The sequence below is a fragment of the Ditibartonella apis genome (assembly GCF_001952075.1).
In the GTDB taxonomy this organism is placed as follows: domain Bacteria; phylum Pseudomonadota; class Alphaproteobacteria; order Rhizobiales; family Rhizobiaceae; genus Bartonella; species Bartonella apis.
Window position 1 is genome coordinate 422,108 of record NZ_LXYU01000004.1, and the last position, 14,857, is coordinate 436,964.

General features: G+C 44.2%; 13 protein-coding genes. 4 read left to right on the forward strand and 9 right to left on the reverse strand.

Translation table 11 applies throughout. The features are described from left to right. Nucleotides 1-549: 549 nt before the first annotated feature. From PEB0122_RS10995 to PEB0122_RS11015, 5 genes are all read right to left on the reverse strand, one after another. Nucleotides 550-1,953 (reverse strand): amino acid permease, encoded by a 1,404-nt coding sequence (locus PEB0122_RS10995; protein ID WP_075917236.1) that lies wholly within the window; start codon nt 1,951-1,953, stop codon nt 550-552. A gap of 123 nt (nt 1,954-2,076) precedes the next feature. After that, complete coding sequence (locus PEB0122_RS11000) at nt 2,077-3,513, reverse strand: PucR family transcriptional regulator (protein ID WP_075917237.1); 1,437 nt, start codon at nt 3,511-3,513, stop codon at nt 2,077-2,079. 523 nt (nt 3,514-4,036) lie between these two features. After that, a complete protein-coding gene (locus PEB0122_RS11830) occupies nt 4,037-4,348 on the reverse strand; it encodes a 2-keto-3-deoxygluconate permease (RefSeq protein WP_225867848.1) in 312 nt (103 codons plus the stop codon). Further along, a complete protein-coding gene (locus tag PEB0122_RS11010; protein ID WP_075917182.1) occupies nt 4,314-4,793 on the reverse strand; it encodes a thermonuclease family protein in 480 nt (159 codons plus the stop codon). Before PEB0122_RS11010 ends, PEB0122_RS11830 begins: the two co-directional genes overlap by 35 nt. A gap of 380 nt (nt 4,794-5,173) precedes the next feature. Next, nucleotides 5,174-5,821, reverse strand: a complete 648-nt coding sequence (locus PEB0122_RS11015; RefSeq protein ID WP_083639844.1) for a hypothetical protein — start codon at nt 5,819-5,821, stop codon at nt 5,174-5,176. 572 nt (nt 5,822-6,393) lie between these two features. Between PEB0122_RS11015 and grxB the strand changes: the two genes are divergently transcribed. From grxB to PEB0122_RS11035, 4 genes are all read left to right on the forward strand, one after another. Then, nucleotides 6,394-7,044: a glutaredoxin 2 gene (gene grxB, locus PEB0122_RS11020; protein WP_075917183.1), complete on the forward strand. Its 651-nt coding sequence runs from the start codon at nt 6,394-6,396 to the stop codon at nt 7,042-7,044. A gap of 19 nt (nt 7,045-7,063) precedes the next feature. Then, complete coding sequence (locus PEB0122_RS11025; RefSeq protein ID WP_075870536.1) at nt 7,064-7,414, forward strand: DMT family protein; 351 nt, start codon at nt 7,064-7,066, stop codon at nt 7,412-7,414. 80 nt (nt 7,415-7,494) lie between these two features. After that, entirely contained in the window at nt 7,495-8,706 is a 1,212-nt protein-coding gene (locus tag PEB0122_RS11030) for an NADP-dependent isocitrate dehydrogenase (RefSeq protein WP_075870535.1), read from the forward strand. A gap of 160 nt (nt 8,707-8,866) precedes the next feature. Beyond that, nucleotides 8,867-10,324 carry an MFS transporter gene (locus tag PEB0122_RS11035; RefSeq protein WP_075917239.1) on the forward strand — a complete coding sequence of 486 codons (1,458 nt, stop codon included), beginning with the start codon at nt 8,867-8,869 and terminating at the stop codon, nt 10,322-10,324. Here the strand turns inward: PEB0122_RS11035 and cbiB are convergent. The 4 genes from cbiB to cobA form a co-directional block, all read right to left on the reverse strand. After that, a complete protein-coding gene (gene cbiB, locus PEB0122_RS11040) occupies nt 10,283-11,260 on the reverse strand; it encodes an adenosylcobinamide-phosphate synthase CbiB (RefSeq protein ID WP_075917238.1) in 978 nt (325 codons plus the stop codon). The genes PEB0122_RS11035 and cbiB overlap by 42 nt on opposite strands. Nucleotides 11,261-11,265: 5 nt before the next feature. Then, complete coding sequence (locus tag PEB0122_RS11045) at nt 11,266-12,489, reverse strand: MFS transporter (protein ID WP_075917240.1); 1,224 nt, start codon at nt 12,487-12,489, stop codon at nt 11,266-11,268. 238 nt (nt 12,490-12,727) lie between these two features. Next, nucleotides 12,728-14,026, reverse strand: coding sequence for a cobyrinic acid a,c-diamide synthase CobB (locus PEB0122_RS11050; protein WP_075917184.1), 1,299 nt, complete (start codon nt 14,024-14,026; stop codon nt 12,728-12,730). After that, a complete protein-coding gene (cobA, locus tag PEB0122_RS11055; RefSeq protein WP_075917185.1) occupies nt 14,023-14,832 on the reverse strand; it encodes a uroporphyrinogen-III C-methyltransferase in 810 nt (269 codons plus the stop codon). The genes PEB0122_RS11050 and cobA overlap by 4 nt, the downstream gene beginning before the upstream one ends. Nucleotides 14,833-14,857: the final 25 nt, after the last annotated feature.

The window sequence follows — 14,857 nt, forward strand, 5'->3', positions numbered from 1 at the left end:
CAATCCTTCCCCTTTAGCTAGTTGTCGTGACACCGTTCTCAATATGACAGCTCTCCTAAAAGAATGCAGAATAACCATCCGATCTTATGACCGGCTGCGTTTAAGGTCAGGTTAATATTTGAAGGGTGTGAGCTGATATTGATGAGTTCAACAGTGATGAGCTATGCTTTTCATGAAAAAGCTAAATCACGAGGTTATTAGCTTTTTCTTGTAAAATTTTAAAGCTGACAATTTGTTACAGTTGCGCCCCCCGCACTTGTTTACAAGTCAATCCCTATTTTGCGGGTTATGTATGACATCTGAAAATTGGCTTTCTTCTTATCGTCAAAATAACAGAAATAACGTTCAAAAATGTCAAATTGGCGTTTTTAAAATAGATCTATCGATTGAATCAGCCAAAATAATAACTTTTACACAATCCTTAATATGCAGGGAAATATCACTTATTATATTTCCCTGCATCATTCGTTAATTATAATGATTGTTTGAATAAAAAACCTGATCAGCCACTTTATAATTTGTCTTTCATCGCAAGTTATAGATTACCAATTAATCGGGTTCGGATAATTCATTTTGACTTGTATTGATGTTATTCTTGCTTTGTTTGAATTTGTTCAAAATGACAAATACTATCAAAATAAAAGCCATCGAAATCACACATTGCATAAGGCTGATCCGTGTTGAATCTTCAAACAGCATGCTGATGATAACAGCAATAATGCAGCCGGTTACGGCAAGTGGCAGCCAGGGATGCCCCCACATTTTAAATTTTAACGTTCCTTCGGCGACCCACCGTTTGCGCAGTTTCAATTGTGACAAACAAATCATCAGGTAAATGAATAAAAACACCGCACCGGATGAATTAATCAGGAAAAGAAAGACTGTATCCGGCCAAACAGCAGCGATAATTACACATGCGTAACCGATCAACGTTGAAAAAAGCACGCCCTTGATTGGTACGCCGCGAGCACTGACATGTGTAAGGGTTTTCGGTGCTTCTCCGCGTAAACTAAGCACGAACAGCAAGCGGGATGCTGTATAAAGACCAGCATTTATCACCGATAAAATTGCCACAAGAATGACAATTGTCAGCATCGTGCTGGCCCCTGGAATACCGATAGTGTCAAATGTGGTAACAAAAGGTGATTTACCAGGAACAACTTCAGTCCAGGGCTGAACGACAACAATAAGAAAAGTTGAAATTACAAAGAAAGCCAGAACGCGGATAATAACGCTTTTGACTGCTTGTTGCATGCTCCGTTCAGGGTCTGCAGATTCAGCGGCGGCAATTGCAATCACTTCAACACCAGTCATCGAAAAAATGATAACCACGATAGATGATAAAAAGGCCACTATGCCATGCGGGAAAAAACCGCCGTGATTAAAGAGGTTCGCGATGGAAGCAGATGACTCCGGCCAAGGCCCGAACGCATAAGCAGCTACTACTGCGATGAAAATAATAATGGCAAAGACTTTAATTCCCGAAAACCAGTATTCGGCCTCACCGAAGGATCCGACAGAGAGTAAATTGATTGTAGTCATCACAATAAGCAGTGCCAGAGCAATCGTCCACACAGGCAAATCGGGAAGCCAACTATTGATGATTTGCCCCCCGACAACAGCTTCTAATCCCACAACAATGACCCAAAAATACCAATAAAGCCAGCCTGTGGAAAAACCGGCCCAATTACCGAAAGCCATTCGCGCATAATCGACAAACGAGCCGGAAACAGGATGGGCGGCAGCCATTTCCCCCACCATGCGCATAATTAACATCACAATAACGCCGGTAAAGGCATATGCAATAAAGGCCGAAGGGCCTGATAATGAAATTACCGCACTGGAACCGACGAACAGTCCCGCACCGATAATACTTCCTAATGAAATCATCGTCACGTGACGTGTTTTCAGTTTTTGTTGCAGCTTTGGATTTTTTTTCGTTTGCTCTATCATTGTATTTGTTCCCATTATTTTTATTTTACAAGATAAGCTAACTTAACTGGATAAACTCCTCTATTGGCGAATATATGCCAATGCGCTTTGCATTAATACATATGTATAATTGGGAACAATTCTTTATAACGGCAGAATACCGGCTGTTTTTCCAGCCTTCAGTGCCAGCCAGAACGTTGCAGTACCTTGTGAGGAATTCGGCTTAAGACCGGTCAATTGTTCAATAAGATGAATGCGGTAAATTAACGTCTGACGATGGATTCCCAGCGCATATGCCGCAGCTTTCCAGTTGCAATTCTGTGCAATAAATCTATCCAAAGTCTGGAGCAAAGCAGTATGGTTTTGGTTATCGTAATCTATCAGTTTTCCTAAGAAATGCTCGACAAAATCCCGCGTTTCTGAAACTGTTTTCGGAAACAGACTTACGATTTGTCCCTCTGCTCCGTATCGTATTATACTGCAACTGTTTTCCTTGGCTTGAGAAAGCGCAATTTTAGCCTGACGTATACTTTCGACAAATCCTGTTGCCGGTGTAACCGGCTGGCTGACGCCAATTTTTGTGGCAGGGCCGAAAGCATCTACCATGGCTCCAATCAGATCTTCGTTATCGGGTAAAGTAATAAGGTCAGTTTGCCCAGCAAGAATAAGAGGGAACGAATTGCGAAAAACCGTATGATAATGGATGTCTTCAATTGTCCATTTGGTGGAGCCCTCTACGTCTATAGCCAAATTGACGAGTGGATTTTCCAGATTGCGGCGCATCAAAATTGCTTTCGTTGCGCGATAATCGACATCACCTGAAAGAATATCCTTGAATAGTTTTTCGCCCTCTTGTCGCTGACGGTCGCACTCGATCATCTGCCGTTCCATTTCGATGCCAACCAATCCTTTGAGATAATGGGCCAGCAACGGATCAATCGCGGTTTTCTCGTCATGATGCCAAAGATAGAGCAATGCATGACTGCGACCGGGTACCTCAAATGGTTGAAGGTTGTCAGGAATTTTCAACTCTTTTGACGAGGCTGCAATTATTTGGTGGCTGCGAATGTCACTTACAACCATATGCCATGATTGACGGCACCCTAGATTTTCAAGGCGTTCGCTCAATTCCAAACTTTCATGCAAAGACGCTGCATAGGCTTGAAAGAGTTTGTGTCCGGCTTCCAATTGGTCTCTTCGGGTATTCATAATGCTTTCTATGACAATGCGCGCGAGGCAGGCCAATTTTAGCTTGAAATGAGTGACCAGAATTGGAAACTTATATTTATCGGCAATATCAAGCAAATCCTTGGTAAGGGCTGCGGCGTCGCTGCGGGGAATGATAACAAGTGCACTGGCATTCGAGGCTATGAGCTTGGTAATCCATTCAACTTGTTCTTTAGTATCTACGGGTATGCCTGCGCCGTTAGTCATCACTAGATTACCGGAAGAAACCCAATTCCACGGATCCGGAAGATCAACAGCGTGAGCCCAATTGATAAATCTTTCGCCCCCTTGAATGCCGGCTTTAAAGCTTAATTCCAATGTCTTGTGTGCAACCAGTTCGTTGACTGTAATCATTATTCCCCCATCTTCCAGCAACATTTGCTTTAGAACATATGCCCACGCGGCAAAGCCGCCAGTTTAATATTCATTTTAAATAATAAATAATTTTATTATAATTTAATTATCGAAAAATAATTATTTTAATTTTCATATTAATATTTTATGTGAATAAACTGTTCTATATTTATTTATATACCGTTCTTATTATTTGAACGTTATTACCGCCATTACCAACAATATATGACTATGCCCATCAGCATACGGACGATAAATTCTCCCTTTACAGTCTATATTGGAGCTATCAGAAGATATGCTTACTAGCGCGATATACCTGTTCATGCGGTCACCAAAAATGTATTGACATTCCAGTGATTATTTTTCCGATCAAGCTCGTGTATAATAGTTAAGCAACAAGCGTTGCAAAAAGATATTATCATTTTAACGCGCATTAAATAATTTTAAAAATAACAAAATTTTTATTACAACCAATCCAGAATACAATTTCTAAAAGCATAATTTCAAATGTTAAACCGATATTTCACCTATGATAGAGCTCGATAGCTCCATCATAAGTTATTATAGTTGCATTCAAAATTATTACGTCCTCACCTTGGGAGCGATATTTTTCGCCCATAAGCCTGTCAAAAATCGGCACAATAATAGAGGAAACAACCACGCATGTGGCTACCAATGCTGTTGCAGACTGTGCAACAGCCGAAAATTCGGGGTTGAGCTGTGCAATTGCTACAGGTGTGGCCACGGCCGCGCACATTACTGCTAAGCCACTTACAACTTCGAATTCAAGCTGAAAGACACTATTTTTCGGTGATTTTCCACGGGGCGGCTTCATTATGTTGCCAAATACCACTCTTGTTTGATTGTGCCTGTTTTTCTGAAACGCCGTAAAAACCATTGGAATATTTCGGCCAATCAACGGCATAGCCGTTACGTACCATCCAGCTTGCAATGTCATCCCCAGTCGAGGTATAGCAAATCGCAATCGTATTGCCTGAATTATCATTGCCCCGAGGTTCGCAGCGCACAGGTTGCAATTCTGTCAACCATTGCGAAAGTGCAGATGCGGCTTCTTTTCCACAATCATAACCGGCATCCTGACCATTTTTACATGTCTGGTTAAGTTCCGGAGCATCTACTCCCCACAATTTTATACGTTGATTTTGAATTTCGAGTGTTTCCCCATCAATAACTTGGATAGCTCCGATTATTGCAGTACGGCTTTCAGCCAAGGCAGGCAATGACAAAATACACAACAAAAATGAAATAAAAAAACGCATCGTTTACACCATACTATCTTTCGAAAGCTGTCGGAGTTTAAACATTTCTCGCATTATTTCAAAGAACAAATTCGCGCCAAAATAGATTCCATAACGCAACATTATTTTGTCTTGAGCAAATACTGTGCAAACATGCACAAAAATTCCATTGCACCGCGGCATTCAACCGAGTCGTCGTCCCTTTAAGCCAGAGACAGGCTTTTTTCGATTTATTCCCAAGAAAAACATTCGGAAAGAAGATTGAGGTTTTCGACGTTTTCCAAATACCTCTATTTTCCACACGAAACGCAGCAAAAATTCACATTAAGATTTTACATATAAAAATGGCCCAACATCTATCATGAATTGGGCCACTGGATTCAGGAATAGAAAATCAAGCTTTAATAAACAATTGCAAAATGGATTGAACCGATTGCACCGGCAAAAATTTGTTTACCATCTTGAGCCACCTGTTGAACAGCTTTTTGGTCAATAGCATTGCGATCCCACATTGTACCGCCAATGCTTCCCTGCTTCCAGTCAACCGGTTTACCAAGAAGATTTTCAGAATCCTTCTGGTTATAGATCTTTGCCGTATCATTTTGCAGCGCTTTGAACAAAGCATCATCGCCATTTGGAAGACCACCAAGCTGGGCAGTGGATTTGACAAGATCTTTCAGTTTGTCGTCACTGATTTCAGGCGGCGTAAATACCTGAAAACTGCCAGTCGGAACACCCTCGAACCCGGCATATTTAGCCGCATCGGCGTCCTTCAAAGTGCCGGTAAAATATTGCGGATTGGTCATGTTCGTATTGACTTGCTGACTGATAATGCCGGATGCATTAATTCCCTTTTCAACAAGTTCCTGTATACGTGACAAAGCATCGGAAATACGTGGCGACATTACATTACGATCATCGACACGCACGGTTTGTGTGGCGTTGTTCTGCGATTGGACAATTTCTTGTATGTTCTGGGCTGCACGTAGTCCCGGAACATCAAAACCATGATTGACCAAATTCATATCAGTTGATGTGATCGATACCATTTTCGCCTCCGATATAATGCCAGACTTTTGGCACTATTGTCTGTGAACAATATAGTTCAATTAGCGTCCGGATGCAAATAATGCAGCGCAAGCAAGCTTGCTATTTAGAGTTAATAGTCGCGTTCAATGGAAAATTCATCATTTTTCCGGCAATTTTACAAAAACAATTCTGATTGAACAGCTTTGATCTACAATTATTCCGGTTTTCAGCGGTAGTGAACTGCTCGAAAATGACTGGCAATGAAATAAAACCATTGGCAACCGAATGGACATCATCCACTTTGCTTTTGAGACCGGCCGTCATTTTGCGACCTTTCCTATAGGTTGCTGTTGCCCGAGCGGGAAACGACTGACATCCGTTTTAGCAACAGACAATGATTGCAATGGTAATTCCATTTCTCCGGTCCAACTATTTTAGGACATAAATAACAATTCCGACGAGCTCGCACAGATTCTGCTGTCTTCAATTTTACTTTGCTTTTCCGATCGATTGTTTTGGGGTAGAGTGTAAAAAGTCTTGATACTACTGCCGCTAAGACCAGAAAAATCTCAACAGTGCGAGGAAATTTTCGATGAAACTTTACTATTATGACCATTGCCCGTTTTGTACCCGCGCCAAAATGGTGGCCGGATATAAACGTGTTCCTGTCGAATATGTTGTTTTGCTTAACGATGATTCCGACACATGCATGCGGCTCGTTCACAAGAAACAGGTGCCGATTTTGGAATTCGACGATGGGACTGCTATGGTTGAAAGCCTCGATATTGCCCATAAGTTCGATGAAATCGGTAAAAAAAATCAGGTTATATCACCAGCAAGCGTCCATCGGAAAGTAGTAACCGACGAGCTTTCGGCGATATCAGCCGATATCAATGCATTGCTTTATCCGCGAAATGTAAAAGCGTCACTTCCGGAGTTTGCTACAAAATCAGCCATTGATTATTTTCAGGCAAAAAAAGAAAAATCACTTGGCAAATCATTCGATCAGGCAATGAGCGAAACTGCCGATCACAAAAAGAAGGTTGAAGACAAACTGGTTACCTTATCTTTCCATCCCGATAATAAAAATCAGCGCCTGAGCTGGGATGATGTTATGATATTTCCGACATTGCGCAATCTGACGATTGTGAAAGATATCAAAATGCCACAAATCATCGAGGAATATGTCAAACATATTTCTACTCTAACAGGCATCGAACTTTATTACGATCGCGCTTTATAAAATTCGCCGGTTTATCAAAATGCAGATTTTACCCTATATCGTGCCAATCGGCTTATTGTTGTTATCGAACATTTTCATGACCTTTGCCTGGTACGGGCATCTGAAATTCACCAACAAGCCATTAATGCTCGTCATCATCGTAAGTTGGGGAATCGCATTTTTCGAATATTGCCTTGCTGTTCCCGCAAACCGCTTGGGACATACTGTATATAGCGCCGCGCAGCTTAAAACGATTCAGGAAGTGATCACGCTTCTGATATTTTCCGGTTTTTCTATCCTTTATCTTGGTGAAAAACTCACTGTTAATCATTTTGTCGGCTTTGCTCTTATCGTTAGCGGAGCCTACTTCATCTTCAAAGGTCCGTTATAATCACGGTTTAGGGCTTTCCAGTTTACGACTGCCAATGTTATAACGGCAAAAATATTAAAACTACGGAAGAGGAATATCTAATGGCAAAGATCAAGGTCGCAAATCCGGTCGTCGAACTCGACGGCGATGAGATGACACGCATTATTTGGCAATATATCAAGGAAAAATTGATCCATCCCTATCTCGATGTAGATCTGAAATATTATGATCTTTCGATAGAAAATCGTGATGCGACCAACGATCAGGTAACAACCGACGCTGCAAATGCTATCAAGAAATATGGCGTTGGCGTTAAATGCGCGACAATCACGCCGGATGAAGCACGCGTTAAAGAATTCAATCTGAAAAAAATGTGGAAGTCGCCGAACGGTACAATCCGTAATATTCTTGGTGGCGTTATCTTCCGTGAACCTATTATTTGTAAAAATGTTCCGCGGCTTGTCCCGCACTGGACAAAACCGATTATTATCGGCCGTCATGCTTTTGGTGACCAGTATAAAGCAACAGATTTCAAATTTCCCGGCAAAGGTAAACTGACAATCAAATTTGTCGGTGAAGACGGAAAAGTTATCGAGCATGATGTTTATGATGCACCCGGTGCAGGTGTTGCATTGGCCATGTATAATCTTGATGCATCGATCCGAGATTTTGCCCGTGCGTCGTTCAACTATGGTTTGCAGCGCAAAGTTCCGGTTTATCTTTCGACGAAAAACACTATTTTGAAGGCCTATGATGGCCGCTTCAAAGATATCTTTCAGGAAGTTTTCGATAAGGAATTCAAATCCGAATTCGATAAATATAATCTCACTTACGAGCACCGTCTGATCGACGATATGGTTGCTTCATCACTTAAATGGTCCGGCGGATATGTCTGGGCTTGTAAGAATTATGACGGTGATGTCCAATCCGACACAGTGGCTCAGGGTTTCGGATCTTTGGGACTCATGACCTCCGTTCTTATGACACCGGATGGCAAAACGGTTGAAGCCGAGGCAGCACATGGAACAGTAACCCGCCACTATCGCCAATACCAGCGCGGCGAAGAGACATCGACCAACTCGATTGCTTCGATCTTCGCCTGGACTCGCGGTTTGGCTCACCGTGCAAAGCTCGACAACAATGACCCGTTGAAGCACTTTGCCGATACACTTGAAAAAGTATGTGTCGACACAGTTGAATCCGGTTTTATGACCAAGGATCTTGCCCTGCTCATCGGTCCGAACCAGAAATGGCTTTCAACGACAGGTTTTCTTGACAAGATAGCGGAAAATCTTGCCAAAGCTCTCGCCTGAGCATTTTTAATTTGAAAAAAGCAAAAAGCCCCGTTTTACACGGGGCTTTTTGTTTTGGCGGGAACAAAAATTGCCGATCAAAGTTTCATTCCTTGGCTCCAGGGGCTTATGAGGTTATTTAGAAGACCGACACTGATTCTTAAAAAATATAGGGATGACAATGAATGAACAAGGCTGGTCAACACTTCTTTCAGGTAGAAATGGTGTCCGCTCGATAACACTTGCAGGCGGGGTTGCTCTGCATGCGGTCAATGTTTATATCGTTGTCACTATCTTGCCCTCCCTTGTTGCCGATATTCACGGTGAACAATATTATTCCTGGGCAGCAACAATTTTTGTGACAGCATCGCTCATCGGTGCGTCGCTTGCAGCAAAATTGTTGGCTCGTTTCGGACCCAAAACCGCTTATGTGCTTTCTGCACTCCTGTTTGCTGCGGGTACACTTATCTGTAGTGTTGCTCCAACTATGGCGGCGTTCCTGTTTGGTCGGCTCATTCAAGGTTTCGGTGGCGGCTTTTTGTTGTCACTTTCCTATTCCATGGTGAGAATTGTATTTGACCCTGCATTATGGCCACGAGCCATGGGACTCATTTCCGGCATGTGGGGTATTTCGACATTACTCGGCCCCGCCATTGGTGGCATTTTCGCCGAATATAGTACTTGGCGCGCTTCATTCTGGACGGTTGGCATTCTGGCACTGCTATTTTCCGGCGTTGCGCTTAAAGTTTTACCCGGCACGACAGAACGTCAAAACGTTTCGGAACGGCTTCCTGTTATCCAACTTGCTGTTTTGACCGTTATGGTTCTTATCATTTCGGCAAGCAGTGCGGTTGCCGACAACAACATTAAAATTGCGGGCATAATTATCGGCGCTATCCTACTTTTTGTTCTTGGGATTATCGACAAACGATCCGAAAATAAAATGCTTCCAGACGGTTCATTTTCGATTCAGTCGATATTCCTACCGCTTTACGGGCTGATGGTTATTATTTCGGTCGCCGTAAATGGTGCGGAGCTTTATCTACCTCTGTTTCTTCAGGAACTTCACGGGCGTGGACCACTTGTTGCAGGCTATATTGCCGCGCTTATGAGCATCGGCTGGACCTGCGGTTCACTGCCAAGTGCCGGAGCCGCTCCGAAAATTGTGCGCAAAATCATCATTCTCGCACCCGTGATTGATATGCTCGGAATGGCAACATTGTTTTATTTCATCCCCTCTGAAATGAAATCATCGGGATTTCTGATTTCGATCTGTATTGCGCTTTTCCTGATAGGGGTCGGGGCTGGAACGTCATGGCCGCATTTGCTTACCCGCGTATTACAATGTGCTTCCGATAAAGATGCCACGCGTGCCAGTGCATCTCTTACAACAATCCAATTGTTTTCAACAGCTCTAAGCGCGGCACTTGCGGGAAGCATTACCAATCTTGCCGGATTATTCGATCCGGGTGGCGTCAGCGGTATGATTGCAGCTTCCAAAGTGCTGTTTATCTTTCTGATTGTCATATTGCTGCTTGCAGTGCCGCTCGCCTTCATTATTTCACGCGATATGCTCAACCGTCCGGACGGAAAACATTCAGATAACCGAAGCAATCAAAAACAGCAGCAGAATAATTGAAAATAGCACATCCATCGAACGCTTGAAGAGCCGGATGGCACGGTAAATATCGGCGGGACCGGCCATTTTCCCGCTTTCATTCTGGAAAGGTTCGTCAACAGCTTCCCCTGAATAAATTCTTGGCCCCAAAAGCTTGATATCAAGGGCGCCTGCAAAGGCGCATTCGGGAAAACCGGCATTGGGCGAATGATGGTGACGCGCATCTTTTCTCACTACTTCAAGTGATTTTGCAGCAGCTTTCCGATTGATAAAAAGTCCGCATGTCAGGATAATGATAAACGCTGTCACTCTTGCCGGTATAAAATTGACAACATCGTCAAGTCGTGCCGAAGCCCAGCCGAAATCCTTGAAGCGCTCATTTTTATAGCCGACCATCGAGTCGGCCGTGTTCACCAATTTATAACAAAAAAGGCCGGGAAGACCGAGGATGATATACCAGAATACGGGTGCCACAACGCCATCAGAGCTATTCTCTGCGAGGCTTTCGATTGCTGCACGACAAACCGCACTTTCATCGAGATTTTTTGTTTCCCGCCCGACTACGAGCGAAACAGCATTTCTCGCTTCGATAAGCGAACCTTGTTTGAAGGCTTTTTCCACTTTACCAACGTGATCGACAAGGCTTTTTTGCGCTAATAATGTGGAAGCAAACAGCGCTTCAATAATTATTCCTGCAATCCCCAATTCGAGCAAAAGCAGATGAATAACAAGGCCAATAATAAAGGTTGCCAACAACAAGATAAGAAGCGCACTGATGCCGTACCATTTCCGGCGACGCGAAGACATCGACTTTCTGTTGTATCTTGTTTCAAACCACTTTATCCCTGCCCCGAATGCCGCTACCGGATGAGGAACCTTGCGCCATATCCAGTCGGGGTCGCCGATTGACCGATCAATCAGGAGCGCCAGTAAAAGGACAAAGCAGAGACGCTCCACCGGAATCACACCTGTTTTGATGCTTTGGCCTGATCATGCTTATCGACGTACCACGATGCTGCAAAGATCAACACGCCGCAAAAGGTAAGGCATCCGCCCAAAATCGCTGTATCCTGATAACCGAAACCTAGCCGCAAGATTTCTGCACCCGATTCAGCACCCAAAGCATTGGCAACATTATAGGCTGATTGCATCAGTGCTCCGGCAAGTGTCTGGGCATTGGCTGCGACATCCATCACTCGTGCCTGGACTGACGGCATACTGGCAAATGATGTACCGATGAGAAAACAGCCGATCGCAGCCGTAATGCCGGAATGACAGAGGAAGAAAAACAGAAAGAATGTAATTGTGCTCCACAGCATTGCATAAAATATCATCTTCATCGGACCAATTTTTACCGCTATTTTTGGTCCGAAGATGTTGCCTGTTACCATACCAAGACCTATAAGCGGCATGATAAACGGCACCCAGCCAATAGAAACACCGGAAACGACAGTCAATGTCGATTTGATGTAACTGAACACGGCAAAAAGACCAGCTGTTCCGATGGCGACCATTGCCAGCATGAACCAGACTTGCTTTTCTTTTAATGCGCTAAGCTCGGTAAGCGGGCTTGTTCCCAATGCTGTTGGCAAACTGGGTAGAAACAAAAACACTAAAATTGCACAAAGAGCACCAATGCTGCCGACCAGCACAAAAGCCATTTGCCACCCAAGTAGCTGACCGAGCCAGGTTGCAAACGGCGCACCGACAACTGTCGCAATTGTAAGCCCCAGCATCACTGCACCGATAGCCTTGGGGCGATTTTTCATCTCCACCATGGAAGAAGCGGCAATAGAGGCAACACCAAAATAGATGCCGTGTGGTAAACCGCTCATGAACCGCAAACCGACCAGCGCGTGGAAGCTTGTCACACAGGCACTCGCAATATTGGCAAAAGCATAAAATAGCATCAGAGCGATCAGAACATATTTCCGCGGAAATTTTGCAGTCGCTACAGCCAGAACTGGCGCACCGACGACAACACCCATCGCATAGGCCGAAATATATTGTCCGGCAGTCGGTATATCAACACCCGAACTTTTTGCCATTTCCGGTTGCAGCCCCATTGAAACAAATTCCGACGTACCGATTGCGAAGGCGCCGACAGCGAGAGCAAGTATGCTCATACGGCGTGTTCTTGCGTTAACCTCGGAAGCAACGTTGAGCTTATCAATTTCATATTTCATAGTTAACGGACGAATCCCTGAATGCGGTTGTTTCAAATATTCGGTTTTGCCATTCAACACACCATCGGCGCAAGAAAATATCTTCCAAATTCAAAGTGTTCAAGGCAGTTTGTTTCCAACACCGGTCATCTCACCTGCTCTCCCAATAGAAAGCCGCAATGACATAGTTTTTGATGAATTGATAGAAAACACATCAAACAATTACACTGCATTTTCTGCATGCTTGTAGCATATTTTTTCAACCTTCAATATCTATCAAATGAATAAACGAGCCGGCAACATTGTTTATTCTCATTCCCCTTGCACCTAAAGAATTGTCGAGCGCATCATAGGCTTTAAAAAGCGGAGTAGCGACTTTTTCATCTACAATGGAGGCATAATGGAACTCGTGCCCTCGCAAGGTTTTTTCCCCGAAAAGCTCTCCTTCCGGCACCAAACGGCGATAGCCTAAATGCAGTTTCTTCTGTTTGAAGCTGGTATTCAATGGCAACAGACCAAGCATCGGGTGTTTAACCCCTTCGCTATCTTCCAATGTTTCCCCCAAGGTCATATAACCACCGCATTCGCCATAAATAGTTTTTCCGGCTTTTGCCATATTGCTCATGGCTTTTTTGAACTTCTCTGCTGTCGCCAGTTTTCCGGAAAAAAGTTCCGGATAACCGCCACATAAATAGATGCTATCACAATCTTTATCCGGCGCTTCATTCGCCAAAGGCGAAAAGAATGTGATTTCGGCACCGGCTTTTCTCCAGCCATCAAGCAGGTGTGGATAAGAAAAACGGAAAGCATCATCACGGCTCACCGCAATGCGTTGTCCTAGTGGCGGGATATAATCAATCGTGGCACTAGCAACCTTCACGCCATTTGAAGTCGATAATGCGATCATCTCCTCAAGATCAACGCTTTCCTTTATAATTTCTGCCGCTTTTCCGATAAAATCATAAAGATCGGTTCGTTCCGAAGCCTGAACCAGTCCCAGATGACGCGAGGGGAGTGTCAGGGCGTTATTTCTGTAAACCGCACCAACTACCGGTATATCAAGCGGTTGCAAAGCCGCGCGAAGCATAGCTTCATGTCGGGGACTTCCAATTTTATTGAGGATAATTCCGGCAAAGCGCAATTTCGGCATAAATTCGGCAAAACCTTTGACAAGTGCCGCGACCGAATGTGATTGGCTTGTTACATCAACGACAAAAAATACCGGCAAATCCAACAAACGGGCAAGTTCGGCAGAAGACCCCTCGCCGTTAATGGCACCGTCATAAAGCCCCATCATGCCTTCGACCACAAAAAACTTCTGCTCCGAATTGTCGGTGAAATCGATATTTCTTATGAGCGCGTCGCGCATTGCCCAACAATCGAGATTGTAACTATCTTCTCCTGTTGCCGCTTTATGAAATGCCGGATCAATAAAGTCGGGCCCTGCTTTTCGCGGGGCTACGGTTAGTCCCATTTCTTTCAAAGCGCGCATCAATGCCAGAGTGATAACAGTTTTACCGGCTCCCGAATTGGCAGCACTCACCATAAAGCCATTCATAATGATCTGTTATCCAATTCGTCTGTAACAATATTCGGAGCAAGTTTATCGGCAAGAGAAACAACTTTACCAACGACAACAATTGTCGGCGGTTCGATGTCATGTTCTTTGATTGTTTGTTTTATATGGCCAAGTTCGGTCTTATAAATCCGCTGATTAGCCGTTGTAGCATGTGTGATAAACATAACCGGCTCATCACTCGTGCGACCCCCTTTGATAAGGTCATCGGCAATTTCATCAATATGTTTCATCGCCATATAAAACACAAGAACCGGTGCGGCGCGCGAAATTGCTTTCCAGTCAAAAGATTTGGGCACTGTTCCGTCAGCATCATGACCGGTTAAAAACAATACACTATGATTGACGGAGCGATGCGTAACCGGAATACCTGCATAGGCAGGGCCTGCTATTCCTGCTGTTATTCCGGGAAAGACGCGAAAGGGAATATGCGCTTCTATCAAGGCAAGCGCTTCCTCACCTCCACGGCCAAAAACAAAAGGATCGCCGCCTTTCAAACGCAAAACCCGTTTACCTTGGCGGGCAAGGCAAATCATGCGTTCGGTGATTTCCTGCTGTTTGAGCGAGGGTTTGCCACCGCGTTTACCGGCAAATTCCAGAACTGCGCCTTGTTTTGCAAGCTTGAGGCACGAATGATCGACCAACGCATCATAAAGGATATGGTCCGCCTGTTTGAGTGCATTGATACAATGGAGCGTAAGAAGTCCGGGGTCACCCGGCCCCGCGCCCACCAACCACACATGCCCCGCAATGAACTGTGGCAATTTGAATGGCAAATCTGCCGTCATTTCGGGTCCTTTTGATGGTAAAATC